Source organism: Solibacillus isronensis (assembly GCF_900168685.1).
Lineage (GTDB): Bacteria > Bacillota > Bacilli > Bacillales_A > Planococcaceae > Solibacillus > Solibacillus isronensis_A.
In genome coordinates this window covers 152603-173042 of the sequence record NZ_FVZN01000014.1, presented here as the reverse complement: position 1 = coordinate 173042, position 20440 = coordinate 152603, and the positions used below count along the sequence as shown (strand labels likewise).

Below are 20440 nucleotides of genomic sequence, written 5' to 3'. Positions count from 1 at the left end.
GTGACATTGCGTTTACCGCGCAACGATACAATGCAATATTTATTTAATACGAAGCTACCCTTTCTACAAGTCTTTCGCATAAAGCTTTCAGAGCTGCGTCCCGGTTACTTCCGCGCTACTGCGTACAATAAAAATGATTTAATTTTACCGACAGCCAATTGGATTCCTTCTCTCTTTTTTAAATTTGAGCAAAGCTTCTACGGGCTGCACACTTCATTGGAAGAGCGTGATTTAATCATATCGGCATCTCATTTACTTGATATTCTGTCACCTGCAAATCGTCACCCGTTTTTGGATTTCGCTGCATATGATGATGAAACCGTGAATCACTTTCAAACAATCCAAACGACTTTGCCGCTCTGGAATGACTCAAAGCTTTGGCAACAGGTAACTGTAACAGAAGAAGGCTTTTCATTTGCCAATGACCTTTTACAGCATGCAGTTGAACAAAAACTGATGGATGCTGGGCTTTCTAAAGATGATACGCTTACACTGATTCCATTTTTCCAAAATGGCGGCTGGCCTATGAAAACTTCCCATGTATTTGATGGTGTAAAAGTGGCACTTCGTTTAAGCGAACCAGAAGAAAATGAGGAAAACTGGCTGTTGGAAACGGTGCTTATTAGTCCAAATGCCGCAAAACATTGGACACCTGCTTCATCAAAACTGAAACTGCCGATATTGGATGCACTGCCGAAGAAATGGAGTGCGATTGCTAATGACATTGAAGAACTGCAAAATCAAATAGTTGATTTAATTCAATTAAATGCTGAAAGTGCGCAGTTTATTCATACACAATTCAATGATCAGGAAGTACGTGAATTTTTACGTCTTGAACTTACTAAGTTACAGGCATTAGGCTTTGATGTAATTTTACCGGCTTGGCTTAAAGAACTCCGCCAATCGAAAATGCGTGTACGTGTCAGTGCCAATAACCAGTCGGCTCGCAGTGTGGCAGGACTGGACGATATTTTAACATTCAAATGGCAGTTCTCGATGAATGGTGAGGAAATTTCCGCCGAAGCCTTCCAGAAACTCGTTGATGAAAAGCGTGAGTTTGTCCGTATTGGCACGGAATGGTTCCGTATTGATGCAGAATGGCTCAATGAAATGCGTGAACTGATGGAACAGGCAAAAGAAGAAAATTGGACAGTACGCGATTTACTATTCCGTGAGCTGCCTGAAACTTTAACAGCACCTATAGAAGACGATATGGAAGATGATGCCGAGCGCGATGATCCGTTATTTGCATTTGAGATGCAGCAATCACTAAAAACGTATATCGAGCAGCTACAAAATAAAAAAGGTCTGCCGAAAGTAGATGTACCGACCAAGCTTCATGCTGAGCTGCGTCCATACCAGAAGGAAGGTTTTGAATGGCTTGTTTTCATGCGTGACCAGAAATTCGGTGCTTGTCTGGCAGATGATATGGGACTTGGTAAAACTGTTCAGCTAATTACGTATATGCTCCATACCGTTTCAGTTCTGCAAATCGATAAACCGACCTTAATTGTGTGTCCGACATCGGTTGTCGGCAACTGGCAAAAGGAACTTACTCGTTTTGCTCCTGATCTGGAGGTTTATACGCATTACGGGCCTCGTCGTTTAAAAAGCGATGACTTGACGAGCTATATCGCAACACAGCGTCCGCATGTTATCCTTTCGACATACGGTACGGTTACTCAGGATGCCGATGACTTACAGCTTATCGACTGGGCAACAGTCGCTTTGGATGAGGCACAGAATATAAAAAATATGCAAACATTGCAATCCCGTGCAATTCGTAAATTAAAAGGTGAGCATCATATTGCATTAACAGGAACACCTGTTGAAAACCGTCTTTCAGAGTTGTGGGCCATTTTTGATTTTATTCATAAAGGCTATTTAGGAAGCTTTACTAGGTTTACCGAAAACTTTATTACACCAATTGAACGTGAAGAGTCGGAATCCCATAAACGAGTTTTACGTATGAAAATTCGTCCGTTCCTACTGCGCCGTTCAAAGCGCGATCCTGAGCTTCAACTGAATTTGCCTGATAAACAAGAATCCCTTGAATTTTGTGCTCTTACACCTGAGCAAGCAGCACATTATGAAGGCTATATTCAGGATACTTTAGCTACACTTGAAGAACTTACTGGCTTTGAGAAAAAGGGTCGTATCTTAAAAATGCTCAACAAATTAAAACAGCTGTGCAACCACCCTGCCCTGTTTTTAAAAGAACCTTTTGAAGATGCCAATGCAATGGTTTCCCGTTCTGTAAAACTAAAGCGCATTATTGAAATGACAAAGGAAATTATAGATAATGGCGAACAATGCTTAATTTTTACACAATATATCGGAATGGGTAATTTAATTCAGCATTGTTTAACAGAGCTTTATAACGTTGATGTTCCGTTTTTAACAGGAAGTATGCCAAAAAATCAGCGTGACAATTTAGTTGACCAATTCCAAGCAGGCGAGTTTCCTGTATTTTTACTGTCACTTAAAGCTGGCGGAACAGGTCTTAACTTAACAGCAGCTACACATGTACTTCATGCCGATCGCTGGTGGAATCCGGCAGTAGAAAATCAGGCGACAGACCGGGCATACCGTATCGGACAAACACAATTTGTGCAAGTGCATAAGTTTGTGACGATTGGGACGATTGAAGAAAAAATCGATAAAATGATTGCAATGAAATCCGCACTATCCGAAGAATTAATTCAATCAAGCAAATGGTTGACTGAACTTGATGATTCAGAATTGATGGATTTACTCGTTCTTGATACAGGCAATATAAAATAAGTTAGAAAGAGTCTACTTTTACGCCATGAAGTAGACTCTTTTTAATGCTTACTTCACTACTTTATTCAGTTGTTATAGGATTGTGAGAAAGAATGATTACTACTGCGCGGTCATACAGCAGATTTGGGCATTTCACCTCCTGAGGTATTTTTTGTTTTATCGGGAGGGAAAGTTTACGGTTGGTGGACGAGTGTGATTTCTTGTTCTGGAAGTACGAAATCTTCGGCAATCGGGGGCGTTGTCTGGAGCCTTCCTGCTTCACCAGGGGCTTTTAATGCATAAAACTGCACTTCCTCTGTTTGGACTTCCATCGTGTATACTTTCTGATTTTCACGATTTACATATGTCCTTGACTGCAAGCGTCCTTTAATGCCGACGAGCGAGCCTTTCCCGCAATATTTTGCCATCAACTCGGCAGTCCTCCCCCATGCGACACATTGCACAAAGTCAGCGTCAACCTTCCCTTCACTATTTTTGAAAGGACGGTTAGTAGCAATGCTAAAGTATGCCCGAACCCTTCCTTCAGATAAGTGCCTAAGCTCCAAATCTTTCGTCGTTCGCCCTACAAGCCCAACATGATTCATTCATTGACCTCCTTTCTTTCGGAAATTAACTAAAGCATAGCCGAACCCTGCTTTTTTTGGCAAAACACGAATTTGGATTTTTCGGCTAAAATATTGATTCAAAAATACTTTTTCGCCTATATGGTATTTCATTCATTTTAATGAGAATGCTGATGTAAATGGGCTTGTAGATAATATTACAATTTGCTTAAATTGGCAGTTTCACATTTTTTGTATGTTATACTTTTACATAAGAAAATTGAGGAGGGATTTAGAAGTGAAAACCTTTAAAATGCTTGCTTTTGATTTATTATTAAACGATGAAATAAAAGAAATTCCTTTAACAGACGGTATTATTATTAATCAGGAAAATAGCCATAAAATGTGGATTTTAGAATTGTTTACAGCAGATACATATTACGATTTCTTTCAAAACTTTGTTACATCCGGTGAAGTGCTGGATGCGCGTGCCATCATCTCACTACCGGACAATGAGCCTGCCCCATTTGCTGTTGTTGTACATTCTATTACAAAAGTAGGAGATAAAATTTCGGTACTTATAAAAGGCCGTTTAAAAGCCCAGCGCAAAAAATATGCGGAGCTATTATTGGCACAGCTGCTTGAAGATGGATTGAGAAATGATGAACTGCTAGAGGCATTTGATCAAGGGATGCGCAATCGTCCTTCATTACAGAAAAATAATGAAGAGGGTGGAAAGTAGTTTTTTGATATGTGTTTTAATTTGAAAAGCGTAATTTATTTTAGCATTCTTTATAAAATTAATGGTTTAGGAGCATTTGTTTTTCCTCAACTTGCATCGTATATTCAAGGTGGAGGTGAAGTTTATGCAGAAATCAAAGCATCATCTATATATAGAAGTATTAGCTAAAAGGATACTGCCTGATGATATAGAAGCAAGTGCGATCCAGCAAGAGTTTCATCGCTTGGAGGCTGGATTTGCAGGAGAAATGAAGTTGAAGCAGACTCTATCCGATTATTACTTCAAAACAGACCATCATATCTTTTACAATTTTGAATGTATGAATGATAATGGCTTTTCCCATCAGATGGACGCTGTTTTAGTGACTTCATATTTTATAGTAATTTTTGAAGTAAAACTGCTGTCCGGTGTTTTATTTTACAAACCCGCTCAGCATGAATTTTACCGCATCCACAATGAAAAACGTGAAAACTTCCGAAACCCCTTTGATCAAGTTTACAGGCATCAGCTATTTTTGGAACAATGTTTGCGAAAATGGCAGATCACTATCCCGGTGTACTTTGCCGTCGTCATCGCAAACCAACAAGCTATTTTAGATGAATCACTAGAGAAGTTTCCGATTTTTCATATTAGCGGTGTACCGAATTTTATTGAAAACCTATATCGTAATACTGCAAAATTCAGTGCAAATATAAGTATGATTGTTGCCAAATTGAATCAACTTTATCAGACCCTCCCCCCTCGGCGTTCCATTAGTTTGGATAGATTAAGGAAAGGCGTTCTTTGTCGACAGTGTAATTATAAAAATGTTATGGATTATCATTACGGAACATTTACATGCAATGTTTGTCGGGCTAAAAGTCGTGATGTTCTTTTTGAAACGCTTTATCATTACAGAATATTAATCGGCGAAAAAATTTCTAACCGACAATTCCGTGATTTTTTTGGAATGACGAATATTAGAACCTGTTCAAATATTTTATCAAGACTTGGTTTCGAAAAGTGTGGTTCTAAAAGAGGAACGTACTATATTATTCCGGAGAACATTTTATCTTGGTCGAAGAAAAAAACTTGATTGAGGATTAATTTACTTAAAATGAGGATTATCACATACTAAGTGAGGATTATCTGCTCTATTTTGAGGATTAACTATTCTTAATTGAGGATTATCCTGGCTCAATTGAGGAATAACTCCCCGCCCGCACACTAAAACAAAAAAACCAGTGCCCACAATTAAGTGAACACTGATTCCTTCTATAGACTAGTGGTTATCCACTTCGTCTTTATCATTTCGGTCTGCACGGTCTTCGATAATATCTTCCTGGTTTACCGATGGGGCACCTGGTGCAGTTGCGCCATTTTCACCATTTGGACCGCTTGAACCATTTGGCACATTTGAGTTTTGATTGTTGTCAATCGTGCTCTCATTTGTTTGACCGTTGTTGCCGTTTTGACCACTTTGGCCGTCTGGATCGACTGTATCTACCGTGTCATCAATAACGTCACGTGTGTCGTCCATTACATCGTTGGCACCGTTTTCGACATCGTTTCCTAAGTTGTCATCTCCAGCATTGTCATTTGTATTACACGCTGAGAGAAATAACAGTGAACCAAGCGAAAGTGCGACAAGTAGTGCTGATTTTCGCATAAAAAATTCCCTCCTTTCCCATATGCAATCATGAGTCAATCACTTCATGTGATCGTACATATAGTGCCCGGGAAAAGAAGGATCTATCCTACAAAAAATTATGGTTATTTCAATTTATCTTTTAAGAGCTGTTCAACATAAGCGGCTTCTGCTTTACAGTCGAATTTGTAATTTGTGCCTAATTGTTTCTGTAATTCAGCAATTTCCTTCTTTTGCTTTTCTGTTGGCTCTTCACTTAAAATTTTAGCAATGACTTCATCCATTTTCTTAGCAATTTCTTCATGAAATTCAGGGCTAAGTAAAATGTCTGCCGGTATTTTATCAATCCAAGCGGCATTTTCTTTAAAATACATTTGCCAGCTTGCCATATAGTCTTCCATCGAAAATTTTTCTTCATCCCAACCAATGCTTGCTAAATAAGCTTCAAACGACGTCGATATTGATCGTGTAATACTAATTTTTACGCCTGAAGACAGTTGTTTATACATCTATTTTAAAACCTCCTACGTTTAAAGCCAAACTTCGCTCATTGTTTACAGGCAAATGAAAACCCATAAAAGGTGAACACTGGCAATCGTCCCACACCTATCTTATCTCATTGGGAGACTTCTGCTTAAAGAAGTTAAAGATTTTCTTCAACCTTTATATTTTATAACCTTTGAGTTTCAATTGCAAATCGCCTTATTTTGGCTGTACAGGTCCAATTGCAAATAGAATCTCGCACTCACAAACTAGCTCGCCATCTACTGTTGCAGTACCGCGGCCTTTCCCCATTTGCCCGCGCAATTTCAAAAATTCCACTTCAAGCTTCAACTGATCGCCCGGTACGACTTGACGCTTGAAACGGCAACTATCAATCCCTGTTAAAAATACTAGACGCCCTTTATATTCTGGTGCATTTAATAATGCAACACCGCCTACTTGCGCAAGTGCCTCGACAATTAGGACACCAGGCATTACTGGATAGCCAGGGAAATGTCCGTTAAAAAATTCTTCGTTGATCGATACATTTTTCAATCCAAGTGCGCGCTTTCCTTCTTCGATTTCAAGAATGCGATCAACTAATAAAAATGGATAGCGATGTGGTAAAATATTTTGAATTTGCTCTGCGTTTAACATTAAAAAATCCCCCTTGTTTCCTCTATAATATTATGTAGATAATCGTTTATTTTTATGTATGTTCTGGTAAAGCGATGCAATTATTGGAGAAAGAACCTGGAATTTCAGCCGGCTTTTTGCTCCAATACAATTTAGTATACTAAATTTTTTGCTTATTCGCTGTAAAGGGATTGCTCGGAAATGGCTTTCCCGACAATCCCTCTACTCCTTACCATTTATAATATCGAGAAGATGCTGCCATGTTTCCCACTTTAAAACATCGGATGCTGCGCCGTCCCCTATAACGCTGTAACCAATAACCAGTCCTACAATTACTGCTACTAAAAATAATAGAATTACGATTATTATCCGTAGCCAGATAGGAATTAGTCGAAGCCGAACCTTACCAACAGGCTGATCCGTTGGCGGCTCTGAAACGTTCTTTACGCGACGTCTCGTCTTTTTGGCTGCTGGCTCTTTTTGCTCCATCTGTGTTTCTAACTCATTCGTCATAAAACTTCTCCTTAACAATGTCGCACGTTTAGCGAATACCGTTAATTAACCCAAGCATTTGGTCTGCAATTGTAATCGCACGTGTATTAAATTGATATGAACGCTGTGCTTGAATTAAATTTGTCATCTCTTTTGATACATCTACATTCGACATTTCAAGTGCACCTTTTTGAATGCCCACTTGACGATTGGCACCTTGCAGATCTGTCAGTACTTGAGCTTGCGTGAAGCCAAGTGCATCCAGATTTTCCGGTAAGCCAATATATGTCCCGCCTTGCAGTTTTTCCATTACATTTGGTTTTTGCAGTTCAGAAATTCCAAGCTGGAACTTTAGCGGTGTGCCATTTTCATAGCTTGCCACTAACGAACCGTCTGAATCCATCGTAAAGCCTGTTACATTATCCGGGAATGTAATTGGCTGTCCATTTGCACCTGCTACTTGGTATCCATCACTATTGACGAGTGAAAGAATGCCAGGTTCAGTCTGTGTTACATAAAAGCTACCGTTACGAGTGTATGCAGTTCGCACATCGCCTTCTTCATTTTGCATTAACACATTGAAATATTGATTCTTTGTTGTTAACGCAAAGTCTAAATCGCGATTTGTTTCCTGCAGTGAGCCTTGTGTCTGATTGGATTGGATTAACCCGATCTGTGCACCAACACCATAACGAATGCCTACAGGTGTATCACGGACAGTGCGGTCTAATTCGTCATTATTAAACTGCTGATACAGCATTTCCGTAAAATTTGCCTGCTGTGCTTTATAGCCTGTTGTATTACTGTTTGCGATGTTTGTACTGATTGTGTCTATCTGATGCTGTAGTTGAGATAATGTATTTGTCGCACTCACCATTGTACGTAACATTTCCCGCACCTCCTTAATTATACGAAAATTCGACAGCTAATGAAAATAATCGCTATTCCTTATTAATTAACTCGTCCAATTTCATTAACTGCTTTTTCCATGCTCTTATCGTAGGCCTGCAGCACTTTTTGGTTTGCTTCAAATGCACGGTATGCAGTTAATAAATCTGTCATTGCTTTAGAGGCATCGACATTGGAGCCTTCTAAATATTGCTGCTGCATTGAAAACTGTACATTTGCCTGTCCATAGGCAGATGGTAGATCAATACCATCCAATGTATTAAATAACCCATTATCACGCTTCACAAGTACGTCCGGGTTTTCAGAAAATGCGACACCCAATGTTCCGACCTGTACATCATTTTCGTCAAAAATCGCCCCGTCTGAACTGATGCGAATATTGTCGTTATCGAATTGCAGTCGTTCCCCATTCGCATCCAATACGAATAGTCCTTGAGGATTTACTAAGTTCCCCTGCCCGTCCAGCGTGAAATTCCCGTTACGTGTATAGCTCTCTGTCCCGGATTCATTTTCTAAGCGGAAGAAAATTTGTCCTGAATTTCCCGATGTTTCGTCAGTAGGCATCGAACTATTGATCAGTGCGATATCTGTATTTAAACCGGTTGAATAAATCTGACCTTGTGCTTGGTTTGGCATTGTTTCCTGTAAGTAAACACCTGCATTTACCGCACCAACCGTATTAAGGTTCTTTACTGTAAATCCGTTCTCAGTCGGAATTGTTGTCGAATTGACTGCCGACATCAACATATCCGGAAAAGAACGAATTGTCGTTTGATCTGATTTGAAACCAGGTGTATTGGCATTGGCCATATTATTCGTTAAAATTTCAGTTTTACGTTGTTGTGCAACCATTCCTGTAGCTACTGTATAAAAACCTTTAAACACTCAATTCACCTCTAATTATGCCGTATTTATCATTTATCGGCAAAAAACTGATAATTATAAGTAATATAATTTATTTATTTACCGCACGATCAATATTGTCCAGCATAATTCCAGTCCCGACTGCCACACAGTCCATTGGGTTTTCCGCAACAAATACAGGTACTTTCAGCTCTTCGATTAACAACTGATCAATACCATGCAGTAACGCACCGCCGCCTGTTAAAATAACGCCTCGGTCAATGATGTCTGCCGATAATTCAGGTGGTGTTTTTTCCAGGACGTCTTTTGCTGCCTGTACAATCATACTAACTGATTCACGTAATGCGTGCTCAATCTCTTCTGAATTGATTTCGATTGTTCTCGGTAAGCCAGTAACCATATCACGGCCGCGGATATCCATAGTATCATCGCGTCCACCAGGGAATACTGTACCGATTGTTGTTTTAATATTTTCTGCTGTACGTTCACCGATCAACAGCTTGTATTCTTTCTTTATGTATTGCAATATGTCATTATCGAATACATCTCCGGCAACTTTAATCGATTCGCTCGTTACGATATCGCCCATTGATAATACTGCTACATCCGTTGTACCTCCACCGATATCAACGACCATATTACCGCTTGGCTGGAAAATATCCATACCTGCGCCGATTGCTGCTACTTTAGGCTCTTCTTCCAAATAAACCTTTTTGCCGCCTGATTTTTCAGCAGCTTCACGAATTGCTTTTTGCTCTACCGATGTAATATTTGTCGGACAGCAAATTAAAATGCGTGGCTTTGATAAGAAGCCTTTAACGTCCAATTTATTGATAAAATGTTTCAACATCGCTTCTGTTACATCAAAATCTGCAATTACGCCATCCTTTAATGGACGAATTGCGATAATATTCCCCGGTGTACGTCCCACCATTTGACGTGCCTCTTCACCGACTGCCAATACTTTATTTGTCTTTTTATCGATTGCTACTACAGATGGCTCATTCAAAACAATCCCTTTGCCTTTTAAATGAATCAGCACGTTTGCAGTACCTAAATCAATCCCAATATCTTTAGAAAACATGTTTCATTATTCTCCTTCCGCCCATTTGAACATGTATACGATTCTATATATGTCTATCTTAGTTATTTTATCATATACAGTGTTGAATTACATCAATATTGTGGGAAGGATTTTCCTTTATAATGGTTTAAAATGGTAAAAATCTAAAGTAATAATCACTAAAAAAAGCATTTAGTTGTTATAAAAACAGACTAAATGCTTTTTTCTTGTTGCTTTGTAATCCACTTTTTACGTGTTGCTTCACCACCGCGTAAATGGCGAATCGATTTGTTATAGGTTAAAACTTGTTGTACTTGTAGCGCAAGTGGTTCATTCACTTGTTTTAGCCGCTCTGTCAAATCTTTGTGTACAGTACTTTTAGAGAATCCCGTCATTTTCGCGAGTGCACGCACGGTTTCACCTGTCTCTACCAACAGTTCACCCAAACGAACGCAGCGTTGCCGAATATGTTCGTGCACGTCCTCTCCCTCTCCACTTCAAATATCAATTACGCCTCGGCGTAATTGCGTCCAGATTTTTTTTGAGTTCACTCAAAAAGTTCCCTTTAAAAATCTGTGACATCCGCCAGAGGCTTATCTTCATCCATCAGGTGTCGTAGACAACTGTTGGATGAAGATTAGAGCCTTGCTTCTTAATATTTCACCTTATGTGAGTAGGCTCTTAATTATTCGAAGTAGATTGCAGGATTCGTTGTTAACTTACTAAAAATATATCCGAATTCATCCATTTAGCTAAATAATCAAAAGGATAAATATTTGTTCGGATCCACCAGTACACCATCTTCCATTACTTCAAAGTGTAAATGAACGCCAATGTTTGGATTCCATTCATTTTCTTGTGAAGTAGCAAGCTGGTCGCCTTGTGAAACTTGATCGCCTTGTTTTACAAGAATATCTGCTACGGAGTTATAACGTGTTTGCATACCATTTGGATGTGTAAGAGTAATGCTGTTGCCCGTAAATGCATCCATTTTTACTTCTGTCACTTCACCGCTCATTGCAGCTACAACTTCAAAAGGCTCGCTGTTAATTGCGATAGAGACCCCTGTAGATGTTGTGAACACTTGATTAAATACAAGCAATGAGTTTTCGCGTGTTGCTTCATCTTTTGAGACGTCATAAAAATCTTGCAAAACCGTGACTTCATTTAAGTATTCTTCTTTGAATGGATACTTCAAAGTTTCCGTAACAGTCGCTGTTGTTGGAACAATCGATTGATCGGATGGTGCAGAAACTTCTTCCATCAGTTCCTGCTCATTCTGACTTTCGTACAATGCATTAAAACTAAAAATAACTGCCACAATCATTACTGCCATACCACCGTATACAGCCGGCCAAAACCACCGTCTTTGCATAACTGGTTTCTGAGAAGGCTTTTGTTTAACTTCTCTCATATTCATCACCTCAAATGGAAGTGTGTACAAGAAATTGGAAAGTTAAACATTATTTTTTACAATAATTTATCGATTTTAATGTTGTCGATGGATAGTAGTGAGAAAGGATATTTTCCGCCGTTATTCCCCCCTGTGCCATCGCATTTGCCCCATACTGGCTCATCCCTACCCCATGCCCGTATCCATAGGTTTTAATCGTTATACCGGTCGCTGTCGGTTCCCATGTGAAATTCGTGGAGCGTAAGTTTAACAGAGTGCGCAGTTCTCTGCCCGACCATGTTTTTTTATGGATTGTAATTTGTTCGATGCGGTTCGTGTCGTTTCGCTGCAGCTTTGCATTTTGAAGCTGAGCCCTCGAGAAATTTTGTTTGAGTTTTTTATTTATTTCTTCAAATGTATACGTTGTCTGTTCTTGATTTAATTGTTCAGGCGAAGTGGTTGCTGTTAAGTAGGGAATCGGGTTTCCGCTGTAGTTTTCCGCGGACTCCGTATATTGATAGGATGATGCATGAAACATGGCTGTAATCAGTTCATCATTATAAGTAAGAATTTGATTGGCGGTTTGTTTGACGGCTTCTGTTATTTTTTCTTCATTTTCGGCAAAAGTAGTTTTCCATTTTTCTTCTCGCAATTCCTGATCATTGTAAACTTGATGTGCTGTCGTTGTGAGTATCGGCTTTTTCCCATAATCCGTCTGCTTCAATACATAAGTCCGGGATGCGATCGCCTGAGCTTTTAATGCTTCCACATGAAAACTTGCCGGCATTTCCCCTGCAATTACACCAATTAAATAATCTTCAATTGGAACGTCAGTATTATTCACTTTAATAAATAAGGGACAAGAAGTAGTTTCTGTTGGTTCAGTAATGGAGTTTTGTTTCTTAGACTTTAAGGTGAAAGGGACTAAAAACAATAGGACGCCAATGATAAAATAAATGATAATTTTTTTCATGAGACAGTATATGAGCTTGCAAGAAGATTATGAGTTCATTTTGTAGAGAGAATTTCTAGTATATGAGGAATGGAATTTGGGACCGGGTTCTAAGGTAAGAGATATACATTAATTCTACTTTTAAATGGGATTGTTCTACTTTAATAGCTGCTGGTTCTACTTTTGATGGGATTTGTTCTCCATTACTGCCGGAACTTTCTATTTATAGAGTAGTGTCAATCTACTTTAGTAGTAGCAGATTCTACTTCTCCATGTACCATTCTACATCTTCACCAAAACTTTCTAATATCCCTCCAAAACCAAAAAAGCATCCGGAAAGCCCAAATCTCGCTTCCTGAATGCTTTATATGTTTATATGAATCTAGCTATTAAACTGTTACAACGATTTCTTGTAACACTTCTTCTTCTGAATCGATGCGCTCGATCATTGCACCTAAAGAAGCTAGTTTTTTGTGGAAATCCACATAGCCGCGATCTAAATGGTGTAACTTTGTAACTCGTGTTACGCCTTCAGATACAAGACCAGTTAAAATTAGTGCTGCTGCTGCACGTAAATCTGTTGCTGATACTTCGGCACCTTGAAGTTTTTTGCCACCTTCAATGAATACAGAACGCCCTTCGATCTTTGCGTCTGCATTCATGCGACGGAATTCTTCAACATGCATAAAACGATTTTCGAAAACTGTTTCAGTGATGATACTTGTTCCGTTTGCCGTTAACATTAATGCCATCATTTGTGATTGCATATCTGTCGGGAAACCTGGGTGTGGCATCGTTTTAATATCAACCGCTTTTAACGGGTCATTTGCGCGCACACGGATGCCTTCATCTTCTTCGATAACTTCTACACCCATTTCACGCATTTTTGCAGTCAGTGCTGTCATATGCTCTGGTACAGCGTTTTCAATTAATACATCTCCGCGAGTAATTGCTGCCGCTACCATAAATGTTCCGGCTTCAATGCGGTCTGGAATAATATAATGTTCGCAACCTTTTAATTCTTTAACGCCTTCGATACGAATCGTATCAGTACCGGCACCGATGACACGGCCACCCATTGCGTTAATAAAGTTTGCCAAATCTACTATTTCAGGTTCTTTCGCTGCATTTTCAATAATAGTCGTCCCTTTTGCTAAAGAAGCTGCTGTCATAATGTTTTCAGTAGCCCCAACACTTGGGAAGTCTAAATAGATTTCTGCGCCTTTTAGTTCACCTTTTACTTTTGCTTCGACATAACCATGTCCAAAGGAAATCTCTGCACCCATAGCTTCGAAGCCTTTCAAATGAAGTTCGATTGGACGAGATCCAATTGCACAGCCGCCCGGTAATGCTACACGTGCATAGCCATTACGTGCTAATAATGAACCCATTACTAAAATGGATGCACGCATTTTACTTACAAACTCAAATTGCGCTTCACTAGATAGCTTCATAGAGGCATCAATCATCATTTCGTTTTTCTCGACATCATATTCGACAATCGCATTTAAACTTTTTAACACTTCACCAATCGTACCGACATCTGCTAAGTTTGGTACATCTTTAATCATATTTTTATCTTTAGAAGCTAATAGAGAAGCAGCCAAAATCGGTAATACAGCATTTTTTGCGCCTTCTACGCGTACTGTGCCTTTTAGTGTCTGACCTCCAGTAACAATAATTCTCTCCACAATTCGTCCCTCCGAATTCAATTCTCATATAATAAAGGAATAAGTTCAATTAAACTTAAATTATTTTAAACTTCATTTGACTCAATTTACACACAAAAATATACTACATTTATTAGGGCGCTAATTCAAGCACCCAAATTACTATTTTAAGCTAATTTGTTTAAAAAGGCTATTAAATTATAATACGCAGCGCAACTATTTAGTGTGAATAGACAAATTTTCACATAAAAGTATCTTCCTTAAATAACTACCCAAATCATGTAACTTTACAAACCTCTAATATTTCCTAGGAAATTTTTATTTCTTGTAGTGGAAAACAAACATTTATTCCCCTTTACAAGAAATAAAACCGCAGCTATTTCCTGTATTAACTAAAAATATAGGGAATCGTTTGCGACCAGCTTAAAAAGTTTAAAAAGAAATCCGCTACAATTGAACCAATAACAATACTCGACAAAATATAAAAGAGCTGAATTTGAAAAGTCTTTCCTTTTTTAAATAATTGTTCGATTCTTAGTCCTTGTAATGCATAAAGGGCAATTCCTATAAATATAATATATGCTAACACATTAACGATTGCTTGTTGGCCAGCCTCGACATATAAATCCATTTTCCCCGCTCCTTTTAAACACCTTACCCCAAATGATGGCGATTTGTGTTCCCAACTGTTTAACTTCTGATAACTTTTCCATGTCTATAAAAAAAGCAGGCAGAAAGAATCTGCCCGCTTGTTAAACATTAGATATTACCCTCATGAACATTGATACGATTCATCGCACGTTTTAAAGATAATTCCGCGCGTTGGAAATCGATGTCATCTTGTTTCTTTTGAAGGCGACCTTCAGCACGAGCTAAAGCTTCTTTAGCACGGGCAACATCGATCGTAGAAGCAACTTCTGCAGAAGGAGCTAAAATCGAAATTTTTTCAGGGCGAACTTCAATGAAACCACCGCTAACCGCTGCGACATCTGTAGTGCCGTCTGCTTTTTTAAGCTTCACAGAACCAATTGTAAGTGGAGCAACCATAGGAATATGGCCAGCTAAGACACCAATTTCACCTGAAGTCGTTTTAGCGATTACCATCGTTACTTCTGAATCGTATACTGAGCCGTCGGGAGTGACAATATTGACTGTAACTGTCTTCATATTTTTTCCTCCTCGTCAGCTAATTAGACTTGTACGCCCATTTCTTTAGCTTTCGCTACTACTTCATCAATCGAACCAACTAGACGGAAAGCATCTTCTGGTAAGTGATCCCATTTGCCATCAAGGATTTCCTTGAATGAACGAACAGTTTCTTTAACAGGTACATAAGAACCTTTTTGACCAGTGAATTGCTCCGCTACGTGGAAGTTTTGAGATAAGAAGAACTGGATACGACGAGCACGTTCTACAGTTTGTTTATCTTCATCAGATAACTCATCCATACCTAAGATAGCAATGATATCTTGTAACTCACGGTAACGTTGGATTGTACGTTGAACACCAGTTGCGATTGCATAGTGTTCTGGTCCAACGATTTCTGGTGATAATGCACGAGAAGTCGAAGCTAATGGGTCTACCGCTGGATAGATACCCATCTCAGATAATTTACGCTCAAGGTTAGTTGTTGCATCTAAGTGGGCGAAAGTTGTAGCCGGAGCCGGGTCAGTATAGTCATCGGCTGGTACGTAAATCGCTTGGATCGAAGTTACAGAACCTTTAGTAGTAGATGTGATACGCTCTTGTAATTTACCCATTTCTGTAGCAAGTGTTGGTTGGTAACCTACCGCTGAAGGCATACGACCTAATAGGGCAGAAACCTCAGAACCTGCTTGTGTGAAACGGAAAATGTTGTCGATGAATAAAAGTACGTCTGCACCTTGCTCATCACGGAAGAACTCAGCCATTGTTAAACCAGTTAAAGCTACGCGCATACGTGCTCCAGGTGGCTCATTCATTTGACCGAATACCATCGCAGTTTGTTTGATTACGCCTGAATCTGTCATCTCGAAGAATAAGTCGTTACCCTCACGAGTACGCTCACCTACACCTGCGAATACAGAAATACCTGCGTGCTCTTGTGCGATGTTGTTGATTAATTCTTGGATTAATACTGTTTTACCTACGCCGGCACCACCGAATAGACCGATTTTACCACCTTTGATGTATGGTGCTAATAAGTCTACTACTTTGATACCTGTTTCAAGGATTTCTACAGTAGTTGATAATTGATCGAATGTTGGAGCTTCGCGGTGAATAGAATCACGACGAACATCAGCAGGAATTTCTTCACCTAAGTCGATAACTTCACCAAGTACGTTAAATACGCGACCTAATGTAGCTTCACCAACTGGTACTGAGATTGGTGCTCCTGAGTTTGTTACTTCTGCTCCACGTTGTAAACCATCAGTAGATGACATGGCAATTGTACGAACAGAATCGTCACCTAAGTGAAGCGCTACTTCTAATGCAAGAGTAGTCGGTGCTTCGTTAGGACGTTCAATTGTAACTGTTAATGCGTTATAAATGTCTGGTAATTGACCATTAGCAAACTTTACGTCTACTACTGGACCCATTACTTGAAGAACGTGTCCTTTGTTCATTACTTTGTACCCTCCTATCGTATTCTTATACGACATTGGTGAGCGCGCCTATTCTAAGGCTGCAGCTCCACCAACGATTTCTGTAATTTCTTGTGTAATCGCCGCTTGACGTGCACGGTTATATTGTAGAGAAAGGTCTGCAATAAGATCGTTTGCATTGTCTGTAGCGTTTTTCATTGCTGTCATACGCGCTGAATGTTCACTCGCTTTTCCGTCTAATAAAGCGCCGTAAATTAAGCTTTCCGCATATTGTGGAAGTAATACTTCTAAAATAGCTTCGCCTGATGGCTCAAACTCATAAGAAGCATTGCTTGAAGAAGGTGCAATATCAGTTAAAGGAAGAACTTTTTTCACAGTCACTTCGTTTTGAATTGCAGATACGAAGTGATTGTAGTACATATAAAGTTCATCATACGTACCATCAATGAACATACCAACAGCATTACGAGCGATTTCTTTAATATCAGCAAATGATGGTTGGTCTGGTAGAGCAACTACATCTGCGATAACATTGTGTCCACGCTTTACAAAGTAATCACGAACAACACGACCTACTACTAAAACTACGTACTCATCTTTAGACTTGTGACGTTCGTTAATTGTGTTCTGAACTTCACGTAAAATGCTTGAGTTGTAAGCACCTGCTAAACCACGGTCAGAACCGATGACTAAGTAAGCTGTTTTCTTAACAGGACGAGTAGTTAACATTGGATGTCCGCTATCTTTAGTACCTGTTGCGATTGCGCCTACTACGTCCTGGATTTTTTCCATGTATGGAACGTAAGACTTAGCATTTTGCTCTGCACGACGTAACTTTGAAGAAGAAACCATCTGCATCGCTTTCGTAATTTGTTTTGTTGACTTTGTAGAGTTAATACGACCTTTAATTTCGCGTAAGTTTACCACTGGTATTTCACCACCTTTAGATTTTTATCAAGCTCTTATTAAAAAAGAGTTGTCCAGTTTTTCACGCTACAGTTATGTGCGTGAAAAACCGTTCAATTCTTACTCAGATTTAGCGAAAGTCTTTTTGAACGCATTAATAGCTTCAACATACTCTGCGTCTGGAGCAAGTTCTTTAGTTGTACGAACATGATCTAAAACATTTGTGTGGTTTGTATCTAACCAGCTTAAGAATTCGCGTTCGAAACGAACGATGTCTTGTACTGGAATATCATCTAAGTGACCTTTAGTTAATGCATAAAGGATCGCAACTTGTTTTTCAACTTTAAGTGGTTTGTTTAAGTCTTGTTTTAAAACTTCAACAGTACGTTTACCACGCTCTAATTTAGCAAGTGTGATTGCGTCTAAGTCAGAACCGAATTGAGCGAATGACTCTAACTCACGGAATGCTGCTAAGTCAAGACGTAATGTACCAGCTACTTTTTTCATCGCTTTGATTTGAGCAGAACCACCTACACGTGATACTGATAAACCAGCGTTGATCGCAGGACGTACACCTGAGTTGAATAAGTCTGATTGTAAGAAGATTTGACCATCTGTGATTGAGATTACGTTTGTTGGGATATATGCAGAGATATCGCCCGCTTGCGTTTCTACGAATGGAAGCGCTGTAATCGAACCGTTTTTGTATGTTTCGTTTAACTTCGCAGCACGCTCAAGTAGACGGCTGTGTAAGTAGAATACGTCACCAGGGTAAGCTTCACGACCTGGAGGACGGCGTAGAAGAAGTGAAAGTTCACGGTATGCTGATGCTTGTTTAGTTAAGTCATCATAAACGATCAATACGTGCTTACCATCTAACATGAATTCTTCTGCCATAGATACACCTGCGAAAGGAGCAAGGTATAGTAATGGAGCTGGTTGTGATGCAGAAGCAGTTACAACGATTGTGTAATCTAATGCACCGTGTTTACGTAAAGTTTCAACTACGTTACGTACAGTTGATTCTTTTTGACCAATTGCAACGTAGATACAGATCATATCTTCGCCTTGTTGGTTTAAGATTGTATCGATCGCTACAGATGTTTTACCAACTTGACGGTCACCGATGATTAACTCACGTTGACCACGACCGATTGGTACTAAAGCGTCGATCGCTTTGATACCTGTTTGTAATGGCTCATGTACTGATTTACGTGCCATTACACCGAAAGCTGGACTTTCGATTGGACGAGATTTTGTTGTGTTGATTGGACCTAATCCATCCACTGGCATACCAAGTGGGTTTACAACACGGCCAATTAGTTCTTCACCAACTGGTACTTCCATAATACGACCTGTACGACGAACCTCATCGCCTTCTTTGATGCCTAGGTAGTCTCCTAAAATTACGATACCAACGTTACCTTCTTCTAGGTTTTGTGCCATACCCATAACACCGTTTGAGAACTCTAAAAGCTCTCCAGCCATGGCGTTGTCGAGGCCATGAGCACGAGCGATACCGTCACCAACAGTGATAACTGTACCTACTTCGCTTACTTTTAATTCCGATTGATAACCTTCAATCTGCTGTTTAATCAGACTGCTGATTTCTTCAGCTTTGATGCCCATGTATGTTCACCTCTCACATTTCTTAAGATTTAGCCAACTAATACTCGTTTTAAGTCCTCTAGCTTAGACGCTACAGTGCTGTCGAAAATGTAGTTGCCGATTTGAACGCGTACGCCACCAATTAATGACGCATCGATAATATTTGTAATGTTAAGTTGCCCTTTGCCGACTAACTTGCCGAAAGCAGCAGAAATTTCTGCACGTTCGCCATCCGTTAATTCACGCGTTGAGTAAACTTTTGCATCTGCAGTGCCTTGAGCGGCAGCTGATAATGCTTGATACTGGTCTGCTACAGCTGTTAATTCGTTTAAACGTTTCTTTTCGATTAAGAATTGAACCATATTTACAACGATTGGCTGTGCACCCGTTAAAATTTGAGCGATAAGCTCTTTCTTTCGGTCAGTAGAAATTTTCGGAGCAGTAAGTAAAGCCATAAACTCTTCGTTTGTAGTTACTACTGTTTTGATCTCACGTAAATCTGCACCTACTTCAGCAAGAAGGTTTTTGCTTAATGCTAATTCGTAAATTGCTTGAGCATAGCGATTTGCTACAGTCGATTGACTCATTTCGCTTCGCCTGCCTTCGCAATCGTTTCTTTAATTAGTGCGCTATTGTCTGCTTCAGAAATTTCTTTCCCAAGAACTTTAGACGCAGCAAGTACTGATAATGAAACTACTTCTTCACGTACAGCAGCGATTGCTTTTTCTCTTTCTGCTTCGATATCACGAACAGCAGATTCTTTTAGACGGTTCGCTTCAGCGCGTGCAGTTACCACGATTTCTTCGCGAGTTGCTTCGCCTTGCTTTTTAGCGTTCTCAATAATTGATTGCGCTTCAGTGCGAGCTTCCTTAAGAAGGCTCTTTTGTTCTTCTAATAGTGCTTGTGTTTCTTTTTTAGCTTTTTCAGCTGCATCGATTCCGCTTGCAACCAGCTCTTCACGCTCGCGCATGATACCCATTAAAGGACCCCAAGCGAACTTTTTAAGAAGTGCCATTAAACCTAAGAAAATCACTAACGTCGCAATTGCATCACCTAAGTTGAGTCCAGTTGCGCCTGCACCTAGTGCAAGATAGTCTAAAAACACGATTGTTTCACTCCCTTCAAGAGCTTGAATTAAATCTATATTTTGTCATACTTTTTGTTCATATTTAATATTAAATAAA

General features: G+C 39.5%; 22 protein-coding genes. 3 read left to right on the top strand and 19 right to left on the bottom strand.

Annotated features, from left to right (window positions below; translation table 11 throughout):
• Positions 1–30: 30 nt before the first annotated feature.
• A complete protein-coding gene (locus tag B5473_RS09625; protein WP_254865285.1) occupies positions 31–2784 on the top strand; it encodes a DEAD/DEAH box helicase in 2754 nt (917 codons plus the stop codon).
• Positions 2785–2957: 173 nt separating this feature from the next.
• On the opposite strand, the gene B5473_RS09620 is transcribed toward B5473_RS09625, so the two are convergent.
• Positions 2958–3368, bottom strand: coding sequence for a single-stranded DNA-binding protein (locus B5473_RS09620; RefSeq protein ID WP_079524665.1), 411 nt, complete (start codon positions 3366–3368; stop codon positions 2958–2960).
• A 256-nt stretch (positions 3369–3624) separates the two neighbouring features.
• Between B5473_RS09620 and B5473_RS09615 the strand changes: the two genes are divergently transcribed.
• Both B5473_RS09615 and B5473_RS09610 read left to right on the top strand, forming a co-directional pair.
• The gene (locus tag B5473_RS09615) at positions 3625–4068 is read left to right on the top strand and encodes a YwpF family protein (protein ID WP_079524664.1); all 444 of its coding nucleotides are present in this window, start codon (positions 3625–3627) and stop codon (positions 4066–4068) included.
• A 124-nt stretch (positions 4069–4192) separates the two neighbouring features.
• Complete coding sequence (locus B5473_RS09610) at positions 4193–5143, top strand: nuclease-related domain-containing protein (RefSeq protein WP_079524663.1); 951 nt, start codon at positions 4193–4195, stop codon at positions 5141–5143.
• A 186-nt stretch (positions 5144–5329) separates the two neighbouring features.
• Here B5473_RS09610 and B5473_RS09605 read toward each other — a convergent pair whose 3' ends face one another.
• From B5473_RS09605 to atpF, 18 genes are all read right to left on the bottom strand, one after another.
• A complete protein-coding gene (locus B5473_RS09605; protein WP_079524662.1) occupies positions 5330–5716 on the bottom strand; it encodes a hypothetical protein in 387 nt (128 codons plus the stop codon).
• 104 nt (positions 5717–5820) lie between these two features.
• Positions 5821–6204: a hypothetical protein gene (locus B5473_RS09600; RefSeq protein ID WP_079524661.1), complete on the bottom strand. Its 384-nt coding sequence runs from the start codon at positions 6202–6204 to the stop codon at positions 5821–5823.
• Between the two features lie 193 nt (positions 6205–6397).
• On the bottom strand, positions 6398–6835 hold the full coding sequence (fabZ, locus tag B5473_RS09595) for a 3-hydroxyacyl-ACP dehydratase FabZ (protein WP_079524660.1): 438 nt from the start codon (positions 6833–6835) through the stop codon (positions 6398–6400).
• Positions 6836–7036: 201 nt separating this feature from the next.
• Positions 7037–7327 carry a DNA-directed RNA polymerase subunit beta gene (locus tag B5473_RS09590; RefSeq protein ID WP_079524659.1) on the bottom strand — a complete coding sequence of 97 codons (291 nt, stop codon included), beginning with the start codon at positions 7325–7327 and terminating at the stop codon, positions 7037–7039.
• A 28-nt stretch (positions 7328–7355) separates the two neighbouring features.
• Complete coding sequence (locus B5473_RS09585; RefSeq protein ID WP_079524658.1) at positions 7356–8195, bottom strand: flagellar hook-basal body protein; 840 nt, start codon at positions 8193–8195, stop codon at positions 7356–7358.
• 62 nt (positions 8196–8257) lie between these two features.
• The gene (locus B5473_RS09580; protein ID WP_079524657.1) at positions 8258–9100 is read right to left on the bottom strand and encodes a flagellar hook-basal body protein; all 843 of its coding nucleotides are present in this window, start codon (positions 9098–9100) and stop codon (positions 8258–8260) included.
• 70 nt (positions 9101–9170) lie between these two features.
• Positions 9171–10163: a rod shape-determining protein gene (locus B5473_RS09575; protein WP_008404433.1), complete on the bottom strand. Its 993-nt coding sequence runs from the start codon at positions 10161–10163 to the stop codon at positions 9171–9173.
• A 191-nt stretch (positions 10164–10354) separates the two neighbouring features.
• A complete protein-coding gene (locus B5473_RS09570; protein ID WP_008404436.1) occupies positions 10355–10621 on the bottom strand; it encodes a sporulation transcriptional regulator SpoIIID in 267 nt (88 codons plus the stop codon).
• A gap of 281 nt (positions 10622–10902) precedes the next feature.
• Positions 10903–11556: a M23 family metallopeptidase gene (locus B5473_RS09565; RefSeq protein ID WP_079524656.1), complete on the bottom strand. Its 654-nt coding sequence runs from the start codon at positions 11554–11556 to the stop codon at positions 10903–10905.
• A 49-nt stretch (positions 11557–11605) separates the two neighbouring features.
• Positions 11606–12508, bottom strand: a complete 903-nt coding sequence (gene spoIID, locus B5473_RS09560; RefSeq protein ID WP_079524655.1) for a stage II sporulation protein D — start codon at positions 12506–12508, stop codon at positions 11606–11608.
• A gap of 368 nt (positions 12509–12876) precedes the next feature.
• On the bottom strand, positions 12877–14178 hold the full coding sequence (gene murA / locus B5473_RS09555; RefSeq protein WP_008404441.1) for a UDP-N-acetylglucosamine 1-carboxyvinyltransferase: 1302 nt from the start codon (positions 14176–14178) through the stop codon (positions 12877–12879).
• Positions 14179–14545: 367 nt separating this feature from the next.
• Positions 14546–14788 (bottom strand): DUF1146 family protein, encoded by a 243-nt coding sequence (locus B5473_RS09550; RefSeq protein WP_079524654.1) that lies wholly within the window; start codon positions 14786–14788, stop codon positions 14546–14548.
• Between the two features lie 128 nt (positions 14789–14916).
• Positions 14917–15324: a F0F1 ATP synthase subunit epsilon gene (locus tag B5473_RS09545; RefSeq protein ID WP_079524653.1), complete on the bottom strand. Its 408-nt coding sequence runs from the start codon at positions 15322–15324 to the stop codon at positions 14917–14919.
• A gap of 23 nt (positions 15325–15347) precedes the next feature.
• On the bottom strand, positions 15348–16763 hold the full coding sequence (gene atpD / locus B5473_RS09540; protein ID WP_079524652.1) for a F0F1 ATP synthase subunit beta: 1416 nt from the start codon (positions 16761–16763) through the stop codon (positions 15348–15350).
• A gap of 48 nt (positions 16764–16811) precedes the next feature.
• Complete coding sequence (gene atpG / locus B5473_RS09535; RefSeq protein ID WP_079524651.1) at positions 16812–17669, bottom strand: ATP synthase F1 subunit gamma; 858 nt, start codon at positions 17667–17669, stop codon at positions 16812–16814.
• 99 nt (positions 17670–17768) lie between these two features.
• Entirely contained in the window at positions 17769–19277 is a 1509-nt protein-coding gene (gene atpA, locus B5473_RS09530; RefSeq protein ID WP_079524650.1) for a F0F1 ATP synthase subunit alpha, read from the bottom strand.
• 29 nt (positions 19278–19306) lie between these two features.
• On the bottom strand, positions 19307–19843 hold the full coding sequence (locus B5473_RS09525) for a F0F1 ATP synthase subunit delta (RefSeq protein WP_079524649.1): 537 nt from the start codon (positions 19841–19843) through the stop codon (positions 19307–19309).
• On the bottom strand, positions 19840–20361 hold the full coding sequence (atpF, locus tag B5473_RS09520) for a F0F1 ATP synthase subunit B (RefSeq protein WP_008404450.1): 522 nt from the start codon (positions 20359–20361) through the stop codon (positions 19840–19842). The genes B5473_RS09525 and atpF overlap by 4 nt, the downstream gene beginning before the upstream one ends.
• Positions 20362–20440 lie beyond the last annotated feature (79 nt).

What these genes read in the sequence shown, in the direction of transcription:
- B5473_RS09550 (WP_079524654.1), bottom strand. Translation starts at nt 14,788, where the DNA reads ATGGATTTATATGTCGAGGCTGGCCAACAAGCAATCGTTAATGTGTTA.
- atpA (WP_079524650.1), bottom strand. Translation starts at nt 19,277, where the DNA reads ATGGGCATCAAAGCTGAAGAAATCAGCAGTCTGATTAAACAGCAGATT.
- B5473_RS09605 (WP_079524662.1), bottom strand. Translation starts at nt 5,716, where the DNA reads ATGCGAAAATCAGCACTACTTGTCGCACTTTCGCTTGGTTCACTGTTA.
- B5473_RS09610 (WP_079524663.1), top strand. Translation starts at nt 4,193, where the DNA reads ATGCAGAAATCAAAGCATCATCTATATATAGAAGTATTAGCTAAAAGG.
- B5473_RS09625 (WP_254865285.1), top strand. Translation starts at nt 31, where the DNA reads ATGCAATATTTATTTAATACGAAGCTACCCTTTCTACAAGTCTTTCGC.
- B5473_RS09525 (WP_079524649.1), bottom strand. Translation starts at nt 19,843, where the DNA reads ATGAGTCAATCGACTGTAGCAAATCGCTATGCTCAAGCAATTTACGAA.
- B5473_RS09585 (WP_079524658.1), bottom strand. Translation starts at nt 8,195, where the DNA reads ATGTTACGTACAATGGTGAGTGCGACAAATACATTATCTCAACTACAG.
- B5473_RS09545 (WP_079524653.1), bottom strand. Translation starts at nt 15,324, where the DNA reads ATGAAGACAGTTACAGTCAATATTGTCACTCCCGACGGCTCAGTATAC.
- spoIID (WP_079524655.1), bottom strand. Translation starts at nt 12,508, where the DNA reads ATGAAAAAAATTATCATTTATTTTATCATTGGCGTCCTATTGTTTTTA.
- atpD (WP_079524652.1), bottom strand. Translation starts at nt 16,763, where the DNA reads ATGAACAAAGGACACGTTCTTCAAGTAATGGGTCCAGTAGTAGACGTA.
- B5473_RS09565 (WP_079524656.1), bottom strand. Translation starts at nt 11,556, where the DNA reads ATGAGAGAAGTTAAACAAAAGCCTTCTCAGAAACCAGTTATGCAAAGA.
- B5473_RS09575 (WP_008404433.1), bottom strand. Translation starts at nt 10,163, where the DNA reads ATGTTTTCTAAAGATATTGGGATTGATTTAGGTACTGCAAACGTGCTG.
- B5473_RS09590 (WP_079524659.1), bottom strand. Translation starts at nt 7,327, where the DNA reads ATGACGAATGAGTTAGAAACACAGATGGAGCAAAAAGAGCCAGCAGCC.
- fabZ (WP_079524660.1), bottom strand. Translation starts at nt 6,835, where the DNA reads ATGTTAAACGCAGAGCAAATTCAAAATATTTTACCACATCGCTATCCA.
- B5473_RS09620 (WP_079524665.1), bottom strand. Translation starts at nt 3,368, where the DNA reads ATGAATCATGTTGGGCTTGTAGGGCGAACGACGAAAGATTTGGAGCTT.
- B5473_RS09600 (WP_079524661.1), bottom strand. Translation starts at nt 6,204, where the DNA reads ATGTATAAACAACTGTCTTCAGGCGTAAAAATTAGTATTACACGATCA.